This window comes from Dawidia soli (assembly GCF_018598185.1).
GTDB lineage: Bacteria > Bacteroidota > Bacteroidia > Cytophagales > Cyclobacteriaceae > Ohtaekwangia > Ohtaekwangia soli.
The window spans coordinates 1-23,806 of sequence record NZ_JAHESC010000037.1 but is presented as its reverse complement, the minus strand read 5'-3'; the positions used below and the strand labels follow the sequence as shown (position 1 = coordinate 23,806).

Below are 23,806 nucleotides of genomic sequence, written 5' to 3'. Positions count from 1 at the left end.
TTAGCGGTTAGGGAGTATAGAGGCCGGTACGGCTGGCACTTCTGCCAGCACCAACGAAGTGATATAGGCAGCATCCTGGTCTACAAACCGGTGGCCGCCGGGGCGCGGCAGGATGTTGCACGATGATGTCGTTTCGGGTTCCCACGCGGCGGCTTGCTGCGCGCTGACGCGCGGGTCGTCGGTACCAAAGAGCACCGTGACGGGAATGTCCAGGGGCGCCTCGCGGTGATGTTTGTAGTGGTATACCAGCTGCAGGTCTTGCCGCAACAGCCGGCGCTTATACTGTTGCCAGGCGGCGTCGCCCGTGGCGTGGCCCAGGTGCGGGAACGCCGCGGTCAGCGCCGCGTCGGACATGGCCGGATCATATTCCTGTGCGTTGTACGTGGTCAAGGCAGGTGTGGACGACACAAACAGCCGCTGCGGCAGCGGGTGTTTGCCACGCCGCAGCGCGCGCACCAGCTCGAACGCCAGCAACCCGCCCAGGCTGTGGCCGAAGAGGAGATAGGGACGATCGAGCTTGGGCAGGAGCGCGTGTACCAGGTCGCGAAGCAGTGTGTCGATGGTTTCATAAGACGGCGCTTCCAGGCAGCGGCCCCGGCCGGGAAGCTCGATCAGCACCAGCTCGATGTTGGCGCCGAGCAGCATCTCCCAACCCTGGAACAACGCGGCATCGCCGCCGGCATCGTGCAGGCAGAACAGACGCAACGCCGCCGTCGGCGCCGGCCGCGGTATAGTGAACCAACAGGTTGGGTCGGCGGCCGGCGGTATAGCCGCCGGCGTCGCGGCGCCCGCGATGGATTGACTCAGGAACGCCGCGAAGGCTTGCAGGGAGGGATGCGCCCAGAACATGGCGACGGACAGGGTAGCGCCCGTCTCGGCTTCGAGCAGGTTGCGCAGCTGTACCGCCATGATGGAATCGAGGCCGAGGCGGCGGAACGTCATGGTGGGAGTGATCTGTGCCACGGGTACGTGGGCAATGGCGGCGGTGTGGTGCACGACACGTTGGAGTAAATAGGCCGTGCGGGCTTCGGGTTCAGTCGGTATGGCGAGACCCGGGCTGACGACTGCCGGCGGCGGCGCGGCGGTGAGCAGGCCGCGGAAGTACGGCGTTTGCGCGAGGGTGGTATAATATTGCGCCATGGCGGCCGCGTCGAGGCGTAGCAGCCCTGCTTGCACGGGGTTGTCGGGATACAGGGCGTCGAACGCGCGGAGGGCTTCCTCCATCGTGGCGGGTATAAATCCCTCTGCGCGGGCGTACGCTTCAAGCCCGTCGGTATCCGCCACCATGCCGCTGTCGAGCATCACGCCCCAGTTCAGGCTCATGCCGGGCAGGCCCATGCAACGGCGGCTGTGTGCCAGCGTATCGAGAAAGGTGTTGGCGGCGACGTAGCTGCCCTGGCCGCTCAGGCCGATAAGCGCGGCGGCCGAGGAGAACAGTATGAAACAATCCAGCGACCGGTGTTGCGTCAGCAGGTGCAGGTTCCAGGCACCCTTCATTTTCGGGTGCAAGGTGTCGCGCAGGTCGCTGGCCGAGATCTCGGTCAGTGGCTGGGCGTGAATGATGCCCGCGGCGTGTACGACGCCGCGCAACGGCGGCATGGTCGTATCCACGTGCGAGACGACCGCCTGCAGGGCGGCATAGTCGCCGCAGTCGGCGGCAAACAACCGCATGCGGCAGCCCTGCGCTTCGAGTGCGGCAAACCGGGCTTCCAGCGCCGCCGGTACGTCGGCGCTGCGGCTCACCAGGGCAATGTTGCGCGCACCGCGCCGCACCATCCACTCCACGAACGGGAATGCGATGCCGCGGAAGCCGGTCACCAGATACGTGGCCGTCTCGCGAAAGACGGTGTCGGTAATCGGCGGCGGGTTGATGGCCGGCTGGCGAAGCCGCGGCACATAGCGGTCGCCGCCGCGGAAAGCGACCACCTGCTCGGCCGTGGGGTACAGGGCGTCTGCGACGCTATAGAGCTCGTCGTACGAGGGGTTGGCGCTCAGGTCTATGCAACGGGCGCGGTACTGCGGCAGCTCGTTGCCCAGCACGCGCGTGAGACCCGCCAGGGGGCTGTGCAGCGGTTGGGCGACATCGTCGGCGCGGCCCACGGCATAGATGCCGTTGGTCACCACCACCAGTTGCGGAGGAGACGTGGTCTGCCGGCGCTGCAGCGCCTGTACCAGGTGTAGTAAACTGGCGCTGCCATATACCTGGTATTCATCCAGGCTCTCGGCCGTCAGCGAGGGGTCCTTCCACGTATAGCTCAGGCTGGCCATCAATACGATGCCCGTGAGCGATTCGCCGGGTGCTGCATCGATGGCCTGCAGCAGTTGGGTATAGCCGTGGGCCGATGTATAGTCGAGGGTATATTGCCGTATACCGACGCGGGTGAATGCATCGTCGGGTGCTGCGTGGATGCAGCGAAGGCCTGCTTGTTCCATCTTTTCGACCACCAGGTCGCTCAGGCCACACGGGTCGCCCAGCACCAGCCACGTGCCGTGCAGCGCCGCCCCCGGCGTGGAGTGTGTCTGTAACTTTTCCCACTGCACGGTATAGAACCATTGCCGCAATGCTTCGCGCCGGCGCGTTTCACGACCGGTGTCGAGCACGACGCCCTCGAGGCCGCGCAGGTATAAAAACAAGGTGCCGTCGCCGGTGTGTACAAAGATATCGGCCGTGACGGTAATGCGTCCCCGTGCTTCGTCGACTTCGGGTGTGTGGAGCACGGCGGTGCCTTCGAGCAGTTGGTCGGCCGCGGGAGTTGGCGCCAGGACTTGCAGCAGGTCGACGCCGGTGAGGTAGGTGGCGGCGCCGTGGAAGCCGTGGCCCGGCTCGGCCAGCACGCGGTAGAAAAGCGGCTGGAAGCAAGCGTCGAGTAACGCCGGATGGATGCGGTAACGTCCGGCGGTAGCCTGCACCACGTCGGCGGCGCGTACGCTGAAGTGAACGGTGCTGTGTACCTCGTTGCTTTGCAATTCCTGCAGCTGGCGGAAGGCCGGGCCATACGGTAGCCCCAGCGTGGTCAGCGCATCGTAATACGTCGCCCCGGGCTGTACGTGGAACGGATATACCGACAGCGGCGGTGCCGCCGTTTCCGGGCGCGCCGGCAATTGCAGCAGCCCTTCGGCCACGGGATGCCACGTGAGGCCATCGGAATCTTCCTGCGCACGCGAACACTGAAATGTATAGTGCTCACGATCGCATTGGATGCGCAGCTGCAGCCGCACATCCTCCCCGCGCACCAATACCACCGGTTGTAAGAATTGTAAGGCCGACAGCACCGGCGTGCCCGGCAGCGCGAGCGAAGCGATGGCTTCCAGCACCAGTTCTATATAGGCCGCGCCCGGCAGCACAACGTCGCCGTGGGCGCGGTGGTCTTGCAGGTACGGAAATGCATCGAGGCTTACGGTCGTGTCCCAGTAGAAGAGCGTGTCGATGCCCGCCAGCGGTATGCGCTGGCCCAGCAGCGGTGCGCGCGTGGCGGCGCGGTGCGCGGTACGCGGGGCTGTGCGTTGCTGCAGCGTATACAGGTTGCGTTGAAAAGGATAGGAGGGTAGTTGGATGGGGGGCGCCTCGTGGCCCTGGTAAAACCGATGCCAGGGTATATCGCACCCTTGCTGGTATAACCCCGCCAGCGATTGATAGAGCGTATCGTGCTCGGGCGTGTCGCGGTAGCCGGACGACAGCGTGCTGTAGGCCGCGCCGGGACAGGCCGCGGCGTTTTCGTGAATGGCGTTGATCAGCACGGGGTGCGGCCCTACTTCGAGGAACAGGGTAGGCGCTTCTGATAACAGGCTGCGCACGACGGTGGCGAACTGTACGGTGTTGCGCAGGTTGTCGGCCCAATAGGCGGCGTCGAGCGTCGTGCCATCGACCTTGCGGCCGCGCACGGTAGAGTAAAACGCCATGGCGGCCTTTGACGGTTTTAAGGCGCGCAGGGCGTGCCGCAGGGGTTCTTGCAGCGGGTCTACCTGGCGGCTGTGCGAGGCCACGTCCACATTGACCGGACGCACAAAACGCTGCGCCTGCTCCAGCGCCTGCACCAGCGTGGTCATCGCCAGGCGGTCGCCGGCGAGCACGGTGGAGGTGGGGCTGTTGCTGACCGCCAGGGTCAGGTCGGGATATTGTTGAATCCATGTTTCCGCTTCCACGGGCGACAGGTCGGTGACGGCCATGGCGCCCTGGCCGCTGATGATCTTCATCAGGCGGCTGCGTGTACAGATAATGCGTGCGGCGTCTTCCAGCGTGAGACTGCCGGCGATATGCGCCGCGGCCACTTCACCCATGCTGTGGCCAACGACACCGTGCACGACGATGCCCCACGACATCCACAGCCGCGCCAACGCGATCTGGATAGCACAGAGTACCGGTTGCACGACCTGGATCTCCGCGAGGCGGCTGGTGTCGGGCGTAGCCTCTAGCTGGTCCGTTAGCGACCAGTCGACATAGGGCGCATAGGCGGCTGCGCACGCGTCGATGGCGCGGCGGAACACCGGCTCGCGTCGGTATAGTTCCGTGCCCATGCCCAGCCATTGGCCACCCTGCCCGGGAAACACCATCACCACGCGGGCCGTGGCCGGTGCCGGGGGTGTGCTGGTAGTGTCTTGTTGCAGGTATTGGTCGAGCGCCCGCAGCAGGCCGTCGCGGTCGGCGGCGGCAAAGAGCGCGCGGCACGCCAAGGCCGGTTTCCGCAGCGCGGTGGCGATGCACACATCGGCCAGCGTTTCGGGCGAGGCGCCGGCGAGTGTGTCGCGATAGGCGGCGACATACGCGCGCAACGCGCTGTCGGAGGCGGCCGACAACGGCAGGCAGTAATGCGCCGGCGCGGAGCGTGCCGGACGGGGCGGAACCACGGGCCGGTATTCTTCGAGCACGGTGTGCGCATTGGTGCCCCCCCAGCCAAAGGAATTTATACCCGCGCGCAGCGGTTCGCCCGTGGCGGCAGGCCAGGGGCCGGCGGCTTGTTGTACGTGCAGCTTGAGCGCATCGAAGGGTATGTTGGGATTCGGCCGGCGGAAGTGCAGACTTGGAGGGAGCTCACGGTGCTGCATGGACAATACGACCTTGATGAGGCCGGCCATGCCGGCGGCGGCTTCCAGGTGGCCGATGTTGGTTTTCACCGAGCCGATGTGCAGCGGCCGCGTGCGGCCCGTGCGGAAGAACTCGCCGAGCGCCTGCGCCTCGGTTGGATCGCCGCGGCGCGTGCCCGTGCCGTGAGCTTCTACATACTGGATCATATGCGGCAGAAGGCCGCTGTGCGCGTAGGCCTCGGCGAGCAGCTGTCGCTGTCCGGCGACGCTGGTGGCGGGCAGCGTTTCGTTATAGCCGTTGTTGTTCATGGCCGTGCCGCGTATGACGGCGTAAATGCGGTCGCCGTCGCGTTCGGCCTGCGCCAGGGTTTTGACCAGCAGTACACCGCCGCCTTCGCCGCGCACGAAGCCGTCGGCATCGGCATCGAACGTACTACACCGGCCTTTTACCGACAGGCCGCCGAATTTGGACAGGAGTATATATTGATCGGGGTCGAGCAGGTGGTTCACGCCGGCAACCACCCCCAGGGAAATGCTGCCGTCCCACAGCGCCTGGCACGCCAGGTGTAAGGCCACCAGCGACGACGAGCAGCCGGTGTCGATCACCATGCTGGGGCCGGTAAAGCCAAAGGCAAAGGACACACGGTTGGCAATGATGTTAGCCGATTGTCCCACGGCCGAATGCGGTGTGACGCGTGCGTGCCGGTGTTTGCGATAATGCTCGAAGTCACTCCAGATGTTGCCTACGTATACGCCGGCATGCGCGCCCTGCACGGTGGCGTGCGGCATGGCCGAGCGTTCAATGGCCTCCCACACCAGCTCCAGCGCCAGCTTTTGCGAGGGATTCATTTCGGCTGCTTCTGCCGGCGATATCGAGAAGAACAGCGGATCGAACGTATGGATATTGTCAAGCAACGCCGCGTGGCGTTGGTGCGTCTTGTCAGGCGTGGCGGGATCGGCGTCGTAATAATCGTCCACCGCCCAGCGGTCGGCGGGGATCTCTTGTACGGCATCCCGGCCGTGACGTAACAGCTCCCAGAAGGCTTCAGGGGTAGGGGCTCCCGGGAATCGGCACGACAGGCCCACAATGGCCACGGGTTGACGTGGTACAAAATTTTCAGACGCATCTTTCATACAGACGGAGTTTGTTAATAGGTGTTGAGGGGTCTTTATTAACAACTGCCTTACGCGCACAGCGCTTACCGATAAACTAATTCAACTTTCCCGCACCATCGGATATACCTAAAGTGCCGTAGAACATACACTATATATAGCGATCGATCATGCTTACTGTTACCTGTGTAAACCGCACTTCGGCGTCGCCCGAGACGATCCACGCGTTGGCGCAACGGCTTGGTTTGGCGGATGCATTACAATCCGAGGCCGACCCCTTACACTATGCGCGCTACGTATTGGGCCGGTGGTTGATCCTCATGGTCTTGCGAGACTTGCGGGTGCCCGCAACGGTAGCCGACATTCGCACCGGTCTGTATGGCAAGCCCTATATACCCGCCGCCCCGGCCTTCAGTCTTTCCCATAGCCATGACCTGATTGTATGCGCGACACTGCAGCACGGCCCCGTGGGCATTGACATCGAGTACCTGCGCCCACTCGTCTGGCCGGTCTATCAGCAGGCCTTTTCGCAGCAGGAGTGGCGTGCCGTGGCGAATGCCCCCAGCCCCTCCGAAGCTTTGTTGCACCGTTGGACGCAAAAGGAGAGTGTACTGAAGGCCGACGGGCGCGGCTTGCAGGTACCCCTGGCGTCGGTCGCGTTGCACGGCCTGCAAGCAACCATCGGCGAAGATCCACAACCCTGGCACCTCACGCCGCTGGCACTCCAGGGATATGCCGTGTGCGTCAGCACACGTGTGCCGGTACGAGATGTACACTTAAAAGACCTCGTTGTATAGTGTCGGGCGTACTCAAAAGAAAGTTCGAGAAACTGCCGGCCGGGTCGTTTACGTTTAACGGATAAAAATTTACGTTTCCGGGAGCATTCAACTGATCTGTATGACGTATCGTACGCCATTGCGGGATCGGGATATCTCCCTATGTACATAACCGATGCTATATACCTGCCACTGTCTGCGCAACATCCACCGCACATTTCAGTTGGCAATATGGGGAGCCGGCTCCCCACTATTTCGAACGTGTACTTTCGCACCGGCTTTGCAAGGGCTTCCGCGACCTGACGGGCGGGTATAGTTTGTGTCGACAGTCCTGTACGGAGAATGACCCAGACGCGGCGGGTAGCGATACCGGAAAGGAGGATAAAATTTTACGCGTGGCGGGCCCGGGATAACACACGACAACACGTGTGGAAAATCGGTTTACCAATGCAAAAAACGCTTTCGGTCCGGGTATAACGACGAAGAGCGGATCGGGCCGTTGCGACGACAATTCAATCGATTTAGTGCATGAATTTTGCCTTTTGTAAATTATTATGTTACTTGACCGCATTAACCCCGCACATGCAGAAACAAGCCGATATCCAGACCGAGCTGCAGCTATGGGATGCCCTACGGCAAAGTGACCAGCAAGCTTTTGCAGCGTTGTACGACCGTTACTTTAAGTTGTTGTACAATTATGGGCGCAAGATCGGGGGCATGAATGCGGTGCTGGAAGATGCCATCCACGATCTGTTTGTGGACCTTTGGCGCTTTCGCGAAAAGTTATCGCCTACCACATCGGTGCGATTTTACCTGTACCGTTCGTTGCGTCGCAAGCTGTTGCGCAACGAATCACGCAAAGCCTTTTTTACGCTCGACGATTTTGTTATTGAAGATGTATGGCTGACACCCACGCCGTCGTCCGAACAGAAACTGATCGACGAAGAGAGCGGCCATCAGCGCATCAACCGCCTTCGCAAATTATTGAACGATCTCTCACCCCGCCAATACGAGGCGATGGTGCTGCGCTTTTACGATGAAATGGATTTTGAAGAGATCGCGGCGGTATTGAACGTCAACGAACAATCTGCACGCAACCTCGTGCAACGCGGCCTGACACAGCTGCGGCAGTATGTAAAGTACGTGCTTTCGTTTCTGGCGATCTTGTTTACCTGCTAGTGTCCTTATTTCTGTCCCACCTGGTACAGTTGTGCGAACGGATCGGCAGGAGGGAAGCAGCTTTTTACCAACGCATTTTCGGGAATGTGGTGAGCGCGTTGCTGCCAGTACGACTTCTCGGCAGGCGTGAATGTGTAGGTTTCGACAACCTTGCGCGGCATTGCCAACGTATCGGACAGAGCAGAGAATTTGTTTTGGCTCACCTTACATACACATACGTCCACGTGGATCTTCAGCATCTTGATGCGCTCCTGGTCGTTGATCTCTACCACGAGCAGCGAATTGGGGCGGCCACGATTTTCAAAAAGCGCGTCACATTGTGCGTCGATGGCTAGCTGCGTTTGCTGGCAGGCATAAAGCACCGAATCTGAAAGCAGGTCGTGCAGGCTCAGCTCTTCGCCTGCCGCCTGATCGCCGTACTTGCTGCAACCGAAGTAAGACGACGGTGATGCTTCGTGGAAGCGGAAATAGTACAGGCGATACAGTGCATGATCGAGGGTTAGAATATTGGCCTGTGCAGGATCTGCCCCCGCCTCAACCTCTTGCAGGTAAAAGTAGCGACTCTCCTTTTCTGCCTGCCGCGATGCCTTGTGTTCGTAGCGTACCAGGTAGGTGTTCTGCGCGTGCACAGCCAGGATGCAGGCCAGGCACAACAGCACTGTGAGAAGATGTTTAGCAGTATGTATCATGACAGTCTTTACTTTATGGTGAGATGCCCGACTATCCTGCTGAAAAGAACGGGCCGCCCGGATCTGTGCAAAGGCGGCCCCATTTCCATGCGGTATAGGTGTACGATGACCAAAAAGGTCTACGGATACCGGTAAAAGCTCTTGCTGATGATCCGCCATCCTTCGGTGAACTTCGCCAGCACCAGGTAATCGGTAAAGGTCTTTTTACCCGCGCGGGTCAATTCAAGCTTTACCACGGCTGCTGTGCCGGTAACATCAACGCTCAGAAATGTTCCCTCGGTACGCGTCGTCGTGGCGGGGTTGTCTTTTCGTGCCTTTTCCAGGTTGGTGATCCATTCTTCGATCGGCAGGGGCTTGACCTCGTTATCGATCACCCGCAGCATCCTAAACGAGGGATGAAACCCTTTGCGGATATCGTCTATACTGCCGCGGTTCTGGATGCCCTCTATATAGGCGCTGGTGATGACGTTCTTAATGGCGGTCTCGTCGGCAGATTGTGCGAAGGTTGCTGTGGTAGCGCCGAGGAAAAGTAACGATAGGAGTATTTTGCTCATAAGGTGTTTGTGAAGTGATTTTCGAAAGTATATCGGTTTCCGGCCGATAAGGTTGTGTGTAACGGTCCAACGGGGGGCTGTACGGGATTAACAGCCATCTATATGGTCTGAGGAGCGTGGGAATATCTCTCGTATACTTATAGTATGGCTCACGGATGCCTTTGATATGGCTTAAGGATGCCTTTGATATGGCTGAATATCGCTATAAGGTCGCTATAAGGTCACTGTAAGGTCGCTGAAAGGTCGCTATAACGTGCACTGCCATGCGGTGCCGCCGAGGTGTACGACAGAGACTTGAACGTCTCTCCGTCATGCATTTTACGCATTTGCTTATGCTAACAGGCTGAGGTCCGTCAGTTCACGGCCGAATTGGCGGATGCCCCGCAGGATCTTTTCAGTTTGACGCACCGATGCTTTTTTTTTTCCGCTGGCATATTGCGACAACAGGGTATGGTTCATTCCCAGACGCGCAGCAAGCGCCCGTACGTTGATCTCCGGGAATACTTCGAAGATGCTGGTCATTTCCAATTCGTAGGAAATGTCTTCTACGGTTATGGCGCGTGCTTTACCGGCTTCCTCAAAGTAGAGCGTAAGCGCTTCGGCCATATTGCTGATAGTTTCGGCCATGGTGGGCGCGGTCGTGAACGCCGCGTACTTTTCTGCATAGGCAGAAAACCCGGTCTCTGTTTTTTCTACTTTTACTTTCACTTTTTGCATACTCCTCTAATCTTTATTCTTTTCCAACTACCGTCGTTTGGATTCTTTTCCATAGTGTTTACCCGCTTGCTTCCTGATCGCCCGCAGGGTACCGGGGGCTATTTCATCTGACCCATGGTTGGGAAAGACAATAAAATCTTCCCGATCCGGGTGTTTCAAAATCATATGAGAGCCTTTTTGACGGGTCGTAAACCAGCCACCGCCAAACAGCAACCGAAGGATTTCACTGCATTTAGCCATGGAGACAACAGAGAATAAGTACAACATCGTTTCTAGCAGATAACTTTTTAAAGGTAAACAAAATTTGACTTTAATGTCAATTAAATTTGACTTTTTTATTCCGCTTTTTCGGTGTGAAAAGTTTTTCTTCCGAAAAGTGAGTTAAATCCCGAAAACGTTGCTTTAAGCAGATATAACGTTTGAAGTAGCCAAAACAGCTCGCATACCGATATGAAGAACTACGTAGATTTTGCGGCAGAAGACTTTGCCGCGGACGATGATTTTATCAAGTGGGTGCGCCATCCGCACCCGGGCTCTTCGCGGGACATTTTCTGGAAGAGCTGGATCCGCGCCAATCCCGCCAAGGCCGAGGAGATCGAAGAAGCGCGCATGATGATTCTGGCGGTGGTGGAAGAGCCGCAGCACATTCCCGACGCCACCAAGCAACAGGAGGTGTGGCAGAAGATCAAGACCACGCTGGAGCTGCCCAACCAGCAACCGGTACCCCTGCGCCCGTGGCAGCAGTGGTATAGCAAGGCCGCGATCCTGGTGATACTCTTCGGGGGTGTCTGGCTGCTGTGGCGGGCGCCCTTTGACGGAGATCCCGGCACCGTAGCGGTGCAGATACCGGCGGGGCTGGAGCGGCGCAGCAACGACAGCAACCAGGCCAGGACCATTGTACTGGAAGACGGCAGCTCGGTGGTGTTGCAACCGCACAGTGTGTTGCAATACCCGGCACACTTTACGCCGCAGATGCGCGATGTATACCTCACCGGCGAGGCGTTCTTTGAAGTAAAGAAAGACCCGCACCGGCCTTTTCTGGTACACGCGCAGGACCTGGTGACACGCGTGCTGGGAACGAGCTTTCGCGTGCGCAGCTTTGCGCGCGAGGCGCGTACCACGGTCCAGGTAAAGACCGGCCGGGTGTCGGTATCCAAGGTGACTGAAGCCCCCGCAGGACAGGAGGCTGTGGTGCTGACGCCAAACCAACAGGTGGTCTATGAACGCGCCGGGAAAAAGCTGACTAAATCGCTCGTGGAAAAACCGGAGGTGTTGCAACCCTTTGCCGGCTATAGCTTCGAGTTCAACGATGTACCGGTAAGCGAAGTCTTCGAAACGTTGGAGAAGGCCTATGGTATACAGATCGTATACGACGAAGAATCACTGGCCCGCTGTCTCCTGCACGCCACGCTCACCGAGGTGCCGCTGGACGAACAGCTAAAGCTGATCTGCAAGGGTATTCAAGGCACTTATGAGGTGATCGATTCTCATATCGTCATTACCAGTAGGGGCTGTACGCCGTAACACAAGCATCGATTAAAACCCAACCCTAAACCTAAAAACAATGACTATGCAGCAGAATACACGATAACTCCAGAAACACAGAGACCGGCAGTGCGCCAACACCGCCGGTCTGGAATGCCCTATCGTCCCGCCAAGGACGAAAAGAGGCGTTTGTCTATCCGCTTCAACACATCAAGACAAAACACTTCAAAAGTATGAAAAAAGAACTACAGGTTCGTGGACATGTATTGTTCATTATGAAGGTATCCCTTGTTCATTTCTTCGCCACCCTTCTTTTTATCAGTGTAGCCCAGGCGCACGAAACGGCCGCCCAGGTGCTGGACACCAAGATCAGCCTGGAATTGGATGAGGTCACGCTTCGCAAAGCCCTGGAAAGACTGGAGGAGGCCACCCAGGCCAAGTTCCTCTACCAATCTAACCTGGTTGCATCCACCGAGCGCATCTCGCTGCGCGTGACCGACGAGCGGCTGGCCGACGTCCTGGAAAGGATCCTGGCGCCCCGCCACATCGCCTACGAAGCCGATGGCAACCAGATCATCCTGACGCGCAGCCGCATCAATGCTATTCCCGTAGAGACACTGCCCGAAAAGGTAGTGGGGCCTGTCGGCGCGATCACCGTCACCGGCCTCGTCATAGACGATACAGGCGCAGCGTTGCCGGGGGTGAACGTGCTGCTGAAAGGTACGACGACGGGTACAACAACAGACGCCGAAGGTAAATATTCGCTGACCGTGCCCGACGAAACGGCCGTGCTGCTGTTCTCCTTCATCGGGTTTATGCAGCAGGAGGTCAGCGTCGGCACACAGACGCAGATCAACGTAACGCTGCAACCCGACATCACCTCGCTGAGCGAAATCGTGGTCGTGGGGTATGGAGAAGTAAAGAAGTCGGACCTGACGGGGTCTGTGGCTTCGGTCCGGTCGGAAGAGCTGAATGCGTTTCCAACCACCAACGTGATGCAGGCGCTTAGCGGCCGTGCCGCCGGGGTGCAGATCTCGCCCAATACCGGTGCGCCGGGCAGTGCCATCAGTGTACGGGTGCGTGGTGCAAACTCGATTCAGGGGAATAATGAGCCGCTGTATGTGGTCGACGGCTTTCCGTATTCCGGCAACCCTACGTTGCTGAACAGTGCCGACATCGAATCCATCGATATCTTAAAAGATGCGTCGGCTACTGCCATCTATGGCTCGCGTGGCGCCAACGGCGTGGTGCTGATCACGACCAAGCGCGGCAAGGCCGGGAAGACCGTCGTGGAGTATGATGGTTACTATGGCTTTCAATCCATTCGCAAAAAGCTCGACCTGATGGATGCGCATGAATACGCCGCCACCATTCGCCAGCGCGATCTCAACGACGGTATCACACCGAAGTTTACACAAGAGGAGGTAGACGCGTTTGGAAAAGGAACGGACTGGCAAGACGAGGTCTTTCAAACGGCGCCCATTCAAAATCATGCGATCAGTGTGAAAGGAGGCACTGAAAAGACACGCTTTCTGCTCTCGGGCAGCAACTTCGACCAGGACGGGATCATCAAAGGCAGCAATTACGTACGGAACTCGGTGCGTGCAAACATCACCACCGATGTGAGCGAAAAGTTCAAGTTCGATCTGAATGCCATTCTCAGCCGCATCGACTCCGATCGCAAGAACTCCGGACAAGGCAACCGGGGCGGCTCACTTATTTCGTCTATTCTCACGGCGTATCCCACATTGCCCGCCCGCACCGAGACCGGCGCCCTGACCGATCTGCGTCAATATACCTGGGCGTCCAACGTGCTCATCAATCCGCTTGACTTTATTGAAAACGAAAGCGATCACATCCGCTCCAACAAAGTGTTGGCCAACGGCGCCATTACCTATACGCCTGTGCCGGGCCTGGCCATCAAGATCTCGGGAGGTATTGAAAATACAAACGACCGTACCGACATCTATCGCAATAAAAAATTCTTTAACTCGACGGGTTCCGCGCAGGTTCAGACAGCACAAAACATGAGTGTGCTGAACGAAAACACCGTTACCTATACCAAGGAGTTTGGCGCGCACAACATCTCCGCCGTGGCAGGGATCACGTATCAGAATTACCAGGCTACCACGCTGGACGCCAACGGCGCGGGATTCATCAGCGACACACCCGAAACGTACGACATCCAGTCGGCTGCCCAGGGCAGCAGCAAGTCATCGTTTCAGGAATGGACCCTGGTTTCATACCTGGCCCGTGTGAACTACTCTTACAAGGGCAAGTATCTGGCCACCGCCAGTTTTCGCACAGACGGTTCGTCGCGTTACAGCGAAGGCCAGAAGTGGGGTAATTTCCCGTCGGCATCGCTTGCCTGGCGCATCAGCGAAGAACCATTTATGCAGAGCGTAGCGGCAATCTCTGACCTGAAGCTGCGTGCCGGCTATGGCGAAACGGGCAGCACCGCCATCGACGCGTACTATACGTTGAACTTGCTGACGTCTGGCCGCACCGTATTTAACGACGCTATTTTTACCAGCTACGCACCCGGTACACGCCAGGCAGGGCCGCTCAAGTGGGAGACCACGGCGCAGACCAACGTCGGCATCGACCTGGGGCTGCTGCAGAACCGCTTTGGCATTACACTCGACTACTACGTCAAAAACACGCGCGACCTGCTCAATACCGTTACCCGCCCGGCGTCAACGGGGTATGCCAATACCATTCAGAATATAGGCAAGGTGCAGAACAAAGGCTTTGAGATCGGGGCGAATGCTGCCGTGCTGGAGGGTAATTTTAAATGGAATGTATCGGGTAACATGTCCTTTAACCGAAACAAGGTGATAAGCCTATACGGCGGTAAAGACATATACGGCGATGTGATCGGCATTGCGGTGATCAACGACGTGACCAACATTTTACGCGAAGGCGAGCCCATGGGAATCTTCTTTGGGTATGTTGAAAGCGGGTATGATGCCAACGGTAACCCTGCGTACTATGACTACAACGACAGCAAAAACTATGATGTCGGCGACAAACGGATCATCGGCGACCCTAATCCCAACTTTATATATGGCTTCAACTCCAATATGTCTTTTAAGAACTTCGAGTTGGGCATATTCATTCAGGGCTCGCAAGGTAACGACATCCTCAACCTGAGCCGCATCAACCAGGCGTATGACTATGGACAGGGGTTGAACATGCCGCGGGATGTCTATCAGAATACCTGGACAGAGCAAAATCCCAATGCCGCTTACCCTAAGATGGACAAAGACGTAAAAGTGCAGCTATCCGACCGGTTTGTGGAGGATGGCTCGTACCTGCGCTTTAAGAACATCCAGTTGGGGTATAATGTGCCCGTGACAAATCTGAACATCACCTGGCTGTCGCGCGCCAAGGTGTATGTCAGCGCGCAAAACCTGATCACGATAACGGACTACTCCTGGTACGATCCGGAAATAAACTCCTATGGAGGAGTAAACTCCTACCGTCAGGGGATCGACCACTACGGTTATCCCACGGCGAAGACCTTTACCGTTGGCGTAAACCTTGGATTCTGATCGTCACATGATTAAACGTATTACGACTATGAAACAGATATTCTTCGCGATAACGATCCTGGCGACCCTGGGGGCCTGCAGCGACATGCTGGAAGAGAAACCGAAGTCGCTGGCGGTAGAGAACTTTTACCAAACCAAAGACGAGCTCGTGGCGGCGGTAAATGCCATTTATGTGCCGATCCGGACGGACGGTGGGTTCGGGATCAACTACCCGGCACAGCTGGAAGGTATGGCCGACTATGGTTATTCCCGCGGCAGTCAGACCGATGTCAGCGGATATAAGGGCTTGTTGCCGCAAAACGTATCGCGCGTGCAGTCGGTGTGGGAGAATATATACCAATCGATCCGCAATGCCAACCTGGTGATCGCCAACATTCCCAACGCCCGCCAGGTGTCGGAAGCAGATGCCACGGCGTTGATGGCGGAAGCAAAATACCTGCGTGCGCTGCTCTACTTTGCGTTGGTGCGCAACTGGAAAGGTGTGCCGCTGCGAACCGAAGCGAACATGGAGGAGCTCGCTCTGCCGCGTGCCTCGATTGAAGACGTATATAACCTTATCCTGGCCGATGCGCTGGTGGCGGAAGCAGGGTTGCCGGAAGAGACGCCTTTCGACGAAAAGCCAACAGCCGCAGGCAGGCCTAACAAATGGGCGGCCAAGACCTTGCTGGCGGAAGTTTACATGACCCGGGCGAGCACGCCGGATGATTTCGAGTCGAAAATCGCCGTAAAAGCAGAATGGACATTAGCACGCGACAAAGCACAGGAAGTGATGAGCTCGGGCGAGTTTGCGTTGGTTGAAGTGCGGACTTCCGAGGACTTTCAGAAAATTTTCGGCCCCGAAGTCGTGTCTACGCGTGAAGAAATCTTTTATCTGAAATACTCCCGTCAGCAAGGCTTCGGTCTGGTAAGCTATGCGCACCGAACGAAGCAATATTACGGCCCAGGCGGAGTATACGCGCAATATACCGACACCGTGAATAATCCCATCATCAAGAACTGGGATCCTGCCGACCTGCGTCGGGAGCACATGTTATATCCCGATGTATTTGACAAAGGGCCGACCACGGTGTTGTATCGCAAATATCGCGACCCGCTGGCCGTGGCGGTGACCGCCGGCGTCGGTGGCGCCGGTAACGACTACCCTTGGTATCGCTATGCAGACCTGTTGCTGTTCCACGCGGAGGCTGCCGCACGTGCGGCGGAAGCACCTACACCTGAAGCGATGGAGAGTTTGAACCAGGTACATCGCCGTGCGTATGGTTACCCGTCCAATACGCCGTCGCCCGTGGACTTCGATATCGCTGACTACACGTTGCAGGAATTTATCGATCAGGTCGTAGAGGAGCGTGGCTTTGAGACGATGTATGAAGGCAAACGCTGGCTGGACCTGAAACGCCTCGGCATTGCCGTGCAGCGGATCAAAGAAGTGAAGAATATCGACGTGGTCGAGAAACATCTCTTCTGGCCTATACCCGATTCCGAGATGCTCTACAACGAAGCGCTCGATCCCCTGACCGACCAGAATCCAGGGTATTGATCCATCGAAGGGCACCGGGTGGATTTCCCTGGTGCCTTTTCCTTCTGATTTTGTCACTCTTATTGAACAGGAAATTATGATCTGTACGAAAAAGATATTTGGAACGATAACATTGCTTATGCTCCTGGTTGGCTCGCGGGCGTTTGGCCAGGCCGTGATGGAGGCGGATATATGTTTGTATGGCGGCACATCCGCCGGCGTGATCGGCGCATACACCGCGCAGAAGCTGGGCAAGAAGGCCATACTCATTGAACCGGGCCGCCACCTGGGCGGCATGAGCTCCGGCGGGTTGGGCTATACCGACATTGGTAACAAGTATGCCATTACCGGGTTGGCCCGCGACTTTTACCGGCGCATCGGCCGGCACTATGGTAAGTTCGAGCAATGGACGTTCGAGCCGCACGTAGCGGAGGAAGTATTTCAACAATACGTCAAACAAGGCGGCTTCCAGGTGGTGTATGAATACCGCGTCAAGGAAGTGCGCAAACAAAACGGCCGCATCACGGAAGTGGTACTGGAAAGCGCGGCCACACCCGCACGCGCGGACAGAGTCGTGCGCGCGGCCATGTTCATCGACTGTGGGTATGAAGGCGACCTGATGGCGAAGGCAGGTGTGTCGTATGCCGTGGGACGTGAAGACAACGCCGACTACCAGGAGACTATCGACGGTGTGCAGCTGATGGATGGCCACCAGATGCCCGACGGCATCGACCCGTATAAAACGCCGGGAGACCCCAACAGCGGTCTGCTGTGGGGCATCAGCCAGGCGAAGCTGGCGCCCAACGGTACGGGCGATCGCAGCGTGCAGGCCTATAACTACCGTATTTGCCTGAGCACAGATCCGAAGAACCAGGTGCCGATCACCCGTCCTCCAGGATACGACTCCACACACTACGAGCTGCTGCTGCGCCTGTTTGCCGCCAACCCCGCGAAGCGCAAGCTCAACGACTACTTTATCATCAGCCGGATGCCCAACAACAAAACCGACATCAACAACCGAGGCGGCTTCTCGTCAGACATGATCGGCATGAACCACGGCTACCCCGACGGTACCTATGCGCAACGCGCCAGCATCATCGAAGATCACGAACGATACACCAAAGGACTGTTATACTTCTACGGCCACGACCCACGCGTGCCCCAAGCCCTGCGCGACGAGATGTTGACCTACGGATACCCCCGCGATGAATATACCGACAACGGTCACTGGTCGCCGCAGCTGTACGTGCGCGAAGCACGCAGGTTGGTGGGTGCGTACGTCATGCGGCAGGCGAATTGCGAAGGGCGTGAAGTGGTGCGTGACGGCATCGGCATGGCCGCGTATACCATGGACTCGCACAACTGTCAGCGCCTGGTGGTGAACGGCCATGTGAAGAATGAAGGCAACGTCGAGATCGGTGGCTTTGGCCCGTATCCCATCGGCTATGGGGCATTGACACCCAAGGCCGCGGAGTGTACCAATCTGCTGGTGCCGGTTTGTTTGTCGGCCACGCACATCGCCTATGGATCGATCCGCATGGAGCCGGTCTTTATGGTGCTGGCACAGTCGTCGGCCGTGGCGGCGGTACAGGCCATTCAGGCAAAGAAAGGCGTACAACAGGTGGATGTAGCCGCGGTGCAGGCGTCGCTCAAAAACAATCCCTTGGCCGACGGCCGCCCGGGCGACATCCTGGTGGATAACGAAGACGCTACCGCTACCCGCACCGGTACGTGGGAATCCGTGAAGCGCGGGGGGTATGGTCCTTCGTTTTTGAAAGCCGCGGCAGGAGAGGAGGCAAGCCTGCGGTTTACCCCCGCGGTACCCAAACAGCAGGCCTATACGGCATACCTCTATATGCCGAAGGTTACCGACGCTGCCAATAGTTTCCGCGTGACGGTATACGACGGGAAAACAAAGAAGGACATCACTGTAAAACCCGCGGAGGTGATCGTGGAAGGGCAAACATCGGGCGAGTGGGTTTCGTTGGGAAAATATACACTGCCGAAGGGCAACAAGGGCTACGTGGAAGTATCCACGCCACGCGCCGGCACGGGCAGTGTCGTAGCCGATGCCGTGCTGTGGGTGCCCGACGGCCAGGCCGAGTGATCGAACACCGCCGAATAGTACTACTAAAAAAAAGAATCATACATGAGATTACGCTATATAACGATAGTCACTCTTATACTCTGCTGGACCACCGCAGCCTATGCGCAACAGTACGACCTGGTCATTGTAGGCGGCACACCGGGCGGAATTATGACGGCGATCGCCGCCGCCCGCGAAGGAAAAACCTCGGTGATCCTGGAACGCACGGCGCACATCGGCGGCTTGCCCGCCAACGGCCTGGGTGCAACGGACATTGCTACACGCGGCGCCACGACGGGATTGTTTGCCGAGTTCATCGGCCACGTACGGCAACACTATGTAACCCGCTACGGCGAAACATCGCAGCAGGTGAAAGACTGTTCCGACGGATTTCACTTTGAACCGTCCGTAGCGGAAAAGGTACTGGAACAGATGCTGGCCGAACAGTCGGCGAAGATCACGGTGCTGAAGATGCGGCAGTTTGATGTGGAGAACGAAAACATCGTGCTGAAGAACGACCGCATCGAACAGATCACGGTGCTGAACCGCGAGCGGCGCAACACCGAGGCGTACCGCGGCCGTATCTTTGTAGACGCGACCTACGAAGGAGACCTGGGCGCTGCCGCCCGTGTGCCCTTCCGCCTGGGCCGCGAAGGCAAGGACGAGTTTAACGAACCGGGCGCCGGTGTGGTATATAAATACTGGCATGGGGCAGAAGGTGCCGGCAGTACCTTCCAGGGCGACAACGCCGTGCAGTCGTATAACTACCGCCTGTGTCTGACCAACAACCCCGCCAACCGCGTAGCGCTACAAAAGCCTGCCGTGTACAACCGCGCCGAGTATACATCGCTGATCGAAGACGTGTGGACCGGCCGCCACACCGGCGCGCAAATGGAAAAAGTCACCGCTGCCATGCTGGAAGAGAACCGTAAACACATCGCGCAGGGAAACCCCTCGAAGATCCCCGGCGACGTGTGGGGCATTGCCCGCATCAGCAACATGGTAACATTGCCCAACGCCAAGACCGACGCCAATAACCAGCACATGGCCTTTATTTCCACCGACCTGCCCGAAGAAAACTGGCCCTGGCCAACGTCGGGTTGGGCATGGCGCGATGCCTTTGCGCAGCGGCTGCGGTCGTATATCGAAGGGTTGCTGTGGTTTGCACAGAACGACAAGGAGCTGCCCGAGCATTTCCGCAAGGCCGCCCGTGCGTGGGGATTTGCCAAAGACGAATATACCGACAACGGCAACTTTCCGCGCCAGGTATATGTGCGCGAGGGCCGTCGCTTCGAGGGGCTGTACTTCTTCACCGCCCAGGACGCCACGGCCCGTATACCCGGCCAGCGCCCGGTTATTCACGGCGCCAGCATCACCGCCAGCCACTACGCGCTCGACTCGCACGCCGTGCGAAAACGCGAGCCGGGGCGTGTACACCTCGACGGTTTTTTGAGTTATCCCTCGCAGGTATATACCGTGCCGTATGGTGTCATGGTGCCGAAGGACATCGATAACTTATTATTGCCCGTGCCGGTGTCGGGTAGCCACATCGGGTTTTCGACGCTGCGCATGGAACCGTGCTGGATGGCGCTGGGCCAGGCCGCCGGCGTGGCCGCGTCGCTCGCCATCGACCGGCAGGTAAAGGTGCGCCATGTACCGGTGGAGGAGCTGCAGCGATCGCTCGTGGCCCGGCAGGCGACGCTGATCTATTACCAGGACGTAAAACCCACCGATGCCGACTTTGTCATGGTGCAGACGCTCGGTCTGCAAGGGTACCTGCCGGAGTGGAAAGCCCGCCTGGCCGACATAGCCGACGCGGAAACCGTGGCCCTGTGGGAAAAAGCTTCCGGCAAGACGCTGACCTTTACGCCCGGCCGCACGACACGCCGCGAAGTGTTGCAACAGCTCTATACCCATCCTTAACGTCTTTCCTGTACACCGTGCTCGCCACAAAGGGTAAGGCGTGGCGGGCCGGTTTTTTTAATAGCTATGAATACAGTTAAACAGATCCTGCGGCCGCCGGTCATCATCGCGGCGCTCGGGTACTTTGTCGACATATACGACCTGCTGCTCTTCAGCATCGTGCGTGTGCCCAGCCTTCAGGCCCTGGGCAAAAGCGGAGAAGCACTGCTGCACGACGGTATTTTTCTCATCAATATCCAGATGGCCGGTTTGCTGACCGGCGGTATACTGTGGGGTATACTTGGCGACAAGCGGGGGCGCCTGTCCGTACTGTTCGGTTCCATCCTGCTATACTCCTTGGCAAACCTGGCCAATGGCTTCGTCACCACGGTGCCCCAGTACGCGGTCCTGCGTTTTATTGCCGGCGTAGGCCTGGCGGGCGAGCTCGGGGCAGGCATTACGCTCGTGGCCGAGATCTTGCCGAAGCATATCCGCGGCTATGGCACAACCCTGGTCGCATCGGTGGGGCTTTTTGGTGCCGTGCTGGCGTACATCGTAGCCGAGTTTACCGATTGGCAGGTAGCCTATTGGATCGGCGGCGGCCTCGGACTCTGCCTGTTGTTGCTGCGTTACAGCGTGGCCGAGTCGGGCATGTTTGCCGAGGTGCGTGAAAAGAAGGTCGCGCGCGGCAACTTCTTTATGCTCCTTTCACGCGGGCCGCTATTGGCCAATTACCTGCGGTGTATCCTGATCGGCCTGCCCATCTGGTTTGTGATCGGCATCCTGGTAACGTTCTCGCCTGAGTTTGCCGTCAGTATGAATCTGCCCGAGGCCATCGATGCCGGTAAGGCAGTGATGTGCTGCTACATCGGGTTATCGCTGGGCGATCTGTCGTCGGGCGTGCTGAGCCAGGTGCTGAAGAGCCGGAAGAAGGTTGTGCTGATCTTTCTGTTTTTTACGGCGGGCGCCATGGCAGTGTACCTCACAGCCGCCGGGCTTTCTGCAGCAGCGTTCTATACCCGGTGTTTTTTCCTGGGTTTTGCCATAGGCTACTGGGCACTGTTTGTAACGATCGCTGCCGAGCAGTTTGGTACGAACATTCGCGCAACGGTCGCGACAACGGTTCCCAATTTTGTGCGCGGCACGGTCGTGCCGCTTACATTGGCGTTCGAATGGCTGCGCCTGCACCACTCCATGATCTTCAGTGCCTGGGCGGTAGGCGGCGCGAGCCTGTTGATCGCCGCGCTGGCGCTGTGGAAAATGAAAGAGACCTTTGGCAAGGACCTGCAATTTATAGAATAACGGTCTGACAGGGCGCTATAGGCGCTCAGAGTAAACGTGAGCATGCGGGCAAACCCGCATGCTCACGCGTACATTTTTTTACAATACTTTGGCCGCCAGTTCCGTCTTGATCGCCAGGTCGGAGACCGTGTTCGACGAAAGGATCTTCAGCGTTTCGTCGCGCACCTGGCCAAAGATGCGGTTGATCGAGCACTCCTCCTCGTTGGCGCACATACCGCAGGAGTTGTAGAAGTGCAGGGACACGCACGGCAACATCGCCACGGCGCCGTCGATGAGACGGATCACCTCGAGGATGGAGATCTGGTCAGTCTTTTTGCGCAGGTAATACCCGCCGCTTTTACCTTTCTTACTCCCCAGAATGCCGGCATTCTTCATGTCCAGCAGAATGGTCTCGAGAAACTTCTTCGGAATGTTCTTTTCTTCGGCAATCTCGCCGATCGTAACCGAGCCGCCTTCTTTGACCGTAGACAGGTACGTCAAAGCGTGCAGCGCATACTGACATTTTTTCGAAAGCATAGATTAGGAATTTGAGAGATGACTTTTGAATGTTTTACAAAGTTATCTATAATACCCATAGGGAAGTAGAGATAAGCAGAATAAATCTCCGAAAATTAGGGGTATTTAACCTAAATACCTTATTTAAAGATACTTAACCGAAAATTTCCCGTTGCCGGCATAAAACTGCGCTAAAAAATTACGAAAGAAAAATAGAATAGAATACTTTGTCTATTATTATGGTAGACAATCAACTCCCGACCTGTCACAGGTTGTGCCGGCCGTACTGTCGCAGGATCCCTTAATAACGATGCTTTGTCGTTCCTGAACGGGAACGTTTGGCGTTGTCGTAGTTCTGCTCGGTTTCCGCAACGCAGTTTCGGATTTGATCCTCCAACGCCGGATTTCCACCCCGGGTCTTGTCTTCGGCATGATTGGGATCCTGATGCATTATAAAAAACAACGCATGACCATTGGCTTCGTGCGCCAGCTTGCGCGCCGCATCGCGTTCGTTCAGGTCACGGGAGATCATGACGACAACGTGTCCATTGACTGACCCTTTGCCATCGCCTGTTGTATCCCGTTCGCCGCCCGGTAACAGCGTAATGCCTGAGGGGCCGCTGGCCCGGATCTCGTCGCGGAAGCCCATGCTCTTCAATTGCGAAGGCGTGTATTGCACCATGTATCGTGTCGCGTCCGTGAGCTCGTTGGTATAAACGGCGCCGAGATTACCATGTCGTATGGAGTCCATTATATCGCGGTATAGATAGTGATTGTCTACTGCCACCTCTACGATACGCGAGTCGTTTGCCAGCGCCTTCAATGCCTGGAAGTTGAGGCTTGCGGACGTGTGGCGGTTGATCCGATGGCAATCTATGCGGCCCTGAACATCGAGCACCACATGCGGTTGATCTTCGGTGCGTAACATATGGCACACCGCCTGATAGGCAGCCGTATCCAGCGGGCGTACGGAATCCGGGGTATGGAGAATGTTGCCTACCTGTCCCCAGGTCAAGGTCGCGTATAGAAGAAGGCCCTGCATATCCGTTGATGTGAACGAAGATACATATTGCACGGCACCGTGCAGAGCCGATGTACCTATTCTTTCGTCAAAGACCGCACGGGACTCACCCGTGCGGCGCGGACGGTTTGCAAGGCTACGGTAAGCAGTGCTACCAGCAGTGCCAGTACGCCCGCACCCGCAAAGAGCCACCAGTCCAGGGAAGTGCTGTAGGCAAAGCCGCTCAGCCACTGCCGGGCCGCGACATAGCTGACAGGAATGGCCACGAGCACGGCGATCAGCACCATCCGCGCGAAGTCGGCGGAGAGCAGCCACACAATGTTGGCATTGCCCGAGCCCAGCACCTTGCGGATGCCGATTTCCTTCTCACGGCGCTCGGCCGTGAACGCCGCCAA

At 57.7% G+C, this 23,806-nt stretch carries 16 protein-coding genes; 8 read left to right on the top strand and 8 right to left on the bottom strand.

The genetic code is table 11. The features are described 5' to 3' along the window. Complete coding sequence (locus KK078_RS21670) at positions 1-6,156, bottom strand: type I polyketide synthase (protein WP_254092415.1); 6,156 nt, start codon at positions 6,154-6,156, stop codon at positions 1-3. 149 nt (positions 6,157-6,305) lie between these two features. Between KK078_RS21670 and KK078_RS21665 the strand changes: the two genes are divergently transcribed. Then, entirely contained in the window at positions 6,306-6,932 is a 627-nt protein-coding gene (locus KK078_RS21665; RefSeq protein WP_254092414.1) for a 4'-phosphopantetheinyl transferase family protein, read from the top strand. A gap of 561 nt (positions 6,933-7,493) precedes the next feature. Beyond that, positions 7,494-8,090, top strand: coding sequence for an RNA polymerase sigma factor (locus KK078_RS21660; protein ID WP_254092413.1), 597 nt, complete (start codon positions 7,494-7,496; stop codon positions 8,088-8,090). Between the two features lie 5 nt (positions 8,091-8,095). Here the strand turns inward: KK078_RS21660 and KK078_RS21655 are convergent, their stop codons facing one another. The 4 genes from KK078_RS21655 to KK078_RS30870 all read right to left on the bottom strand — a co-directional run bounded on the left by KK078_RS21655 (position 8,096) and on the right by KK078_RS30870 (position 10,290). Further along, positions 8,096-8,779, bottom strand: a complete 684-nt coding sequence (locus tag KK078_RS21655) for a hypothetical protein (protein WP_254092412.1) — start codon at positions 8,777-8,779, stop codon at positions 8,096-8,098. A gap of 119 nt (positions 8,780-8,898) precedes the next feature. Next, positions 8,899-9,333, bottom strand: coding sequence for a nuclear transport factor 2 family protein (locus KK078_RS21650; RefSeq protein WP_254092411.1), 435 nt, complete (start codon positions 9,331-9,333; stop codon positions 8,899-8,901). A gap of 330 nt (positions 9,334-9,663) precedes the next feature. Continuing rightward, a complete protein-coding gene (locus tag KK078_RS21645) occupies positions 9,664-10,050 on the bottom strand; it encodes a hypothetical protein (protein ID WP_254092410.1) in 387 nt (128 codons plus the stop codon). Between the two features lie 27 nt (positions 10,051-10,077). Beyond that, the gene (locus tag KK078_RS30870) at positions 10,078-10,290 is read right to left on the bottom strand and encodes a type II toxin-antitoxin system HicA family toxin (RefSeq protein ID WP_394370586.1); all 213 of its coding nucleotides are present in this window, start codon (positions 10,288-10,290) and stop codon (positions 10,078-10,080) included. A gap of 210 nt (positions 10,291-10,500) precedes the next feature. Between KK078_RS30870 and KK078_RS21640 the strand changes: the two genes are divergently transcribed. The 6 genes from KK078_RS21640 (at position 10,501) to KK078_RS21615 (ending at position 21,895) form a co-directional block, all read left to right on the top strand. After that, a complete protein-coding gene (locus tag KK078_RS21640) occupies positions 10,501-11,574 on the top strand; it encodes a FecR family protein (RefSeq protein WP_254092409.1) in 1,074 nt (357 codons plus the stop codon). Between the two features lie 194 nt (positions 11,575-11,768). Then, the gene (locus KK078_RS21635; protein ID WP_254092408.1) at positions 11,769-15,089 is read left to right on the top strand and encodes a TonB-dependent receptor; all 3,321 of its coding nucleotides are present in this window, start codon (positions 11,769-11,771) and stop codon (positions 15,087-15,089) included. 28 nt (positions 15,090-15,117) lie between these two features. Continuing rightward, a complete protein-coding gene (locus KK078_RS21630; RefSeq protein WP_254092407.1) occupies positions 15,118-16,626 on the top strand; it encodes a RagB/SusD family nutrient uptake outer membrane protein in 1,509 nt (502 codons plus the stop codon). A gap of 76 nt (positions 16,627-16,702) precedes the next feature. After that, complete coding sequence (locus tag KK078_RS21625) at positions 16,703-18,712, top strand: FAD-dependent oxidoreductase (protein ID WP_394370584.1); 2,010 nt, start codon at positions 16,703-16,705, stop codon at positions 18,710-18,712. 42 nt (positions 18,713-18,754) lie between these two features. Next, positions 18,755-20,614, top strand: a complete 1,860-nt coding sequence (locus KK078_RS21620; protein WP_254092406.1) for an FAD-dependent oxidoreductase — start codon at positions 18,755-18,757, stop codon at positions 20,612-20,614. A 66-nt stretch (positions 20,615-20,680) separates the two neighbouring features. Continuing rightward, the gene (locus KK078_RS21615) at positions 20,681-21,895 is read left to right on the top strand and encodes an MFS transporter (RefSeq protein WP_254092405.1); all 1,215 of its coding nucleotides are present in this window, start codon (positions 20,681-20,683) and stop codon (positions 21,893-21,895) included. A 78-nt stretch (positions 21,896-21,973) separates the two neighbouring features. Here the strand turns inward: KK078_RS21615 and KK078_RS21610 are convergent, their stop codons facing one another. From KK078_RS21610 to KK078_RS21600, 3 genes are all read right to left on the bottom strand, one after another. Beyond that, the gene (locus KK078_RS21610; RefSeq protein ID WP_254092404.1) at positions 21,974-22,411 is read right to left on the bottom strand and encodes an RrF2 family transcriptional regulator; all 438 of its coding nucleotides are present in this window, start codon (positions 22,409-22,411) and stop codon (positions 21,974-21,976) included. A gap of 280 nt (positions 22,412-22,691) precedes the next feature. Continuing rightward, positions 22,692-23,432, bottom strand: coding sequence for a hypothetical protein (locus KK078_RS21605; protein ID WP_254092403.1), 741 nt, complete (start codon positions 23,430-23,432; stop codon positions 22,692-22,694). Between the two features lie 56 nt (positions 23,433-23,488). Further along, positions 23,489-23,806 (bottom strand): ABC transporter permease (locus KK078_RS21600; RefSeq protein WP_254092402.1); only part of this gene is annotated, 318 nt, incomplete at its 5' end.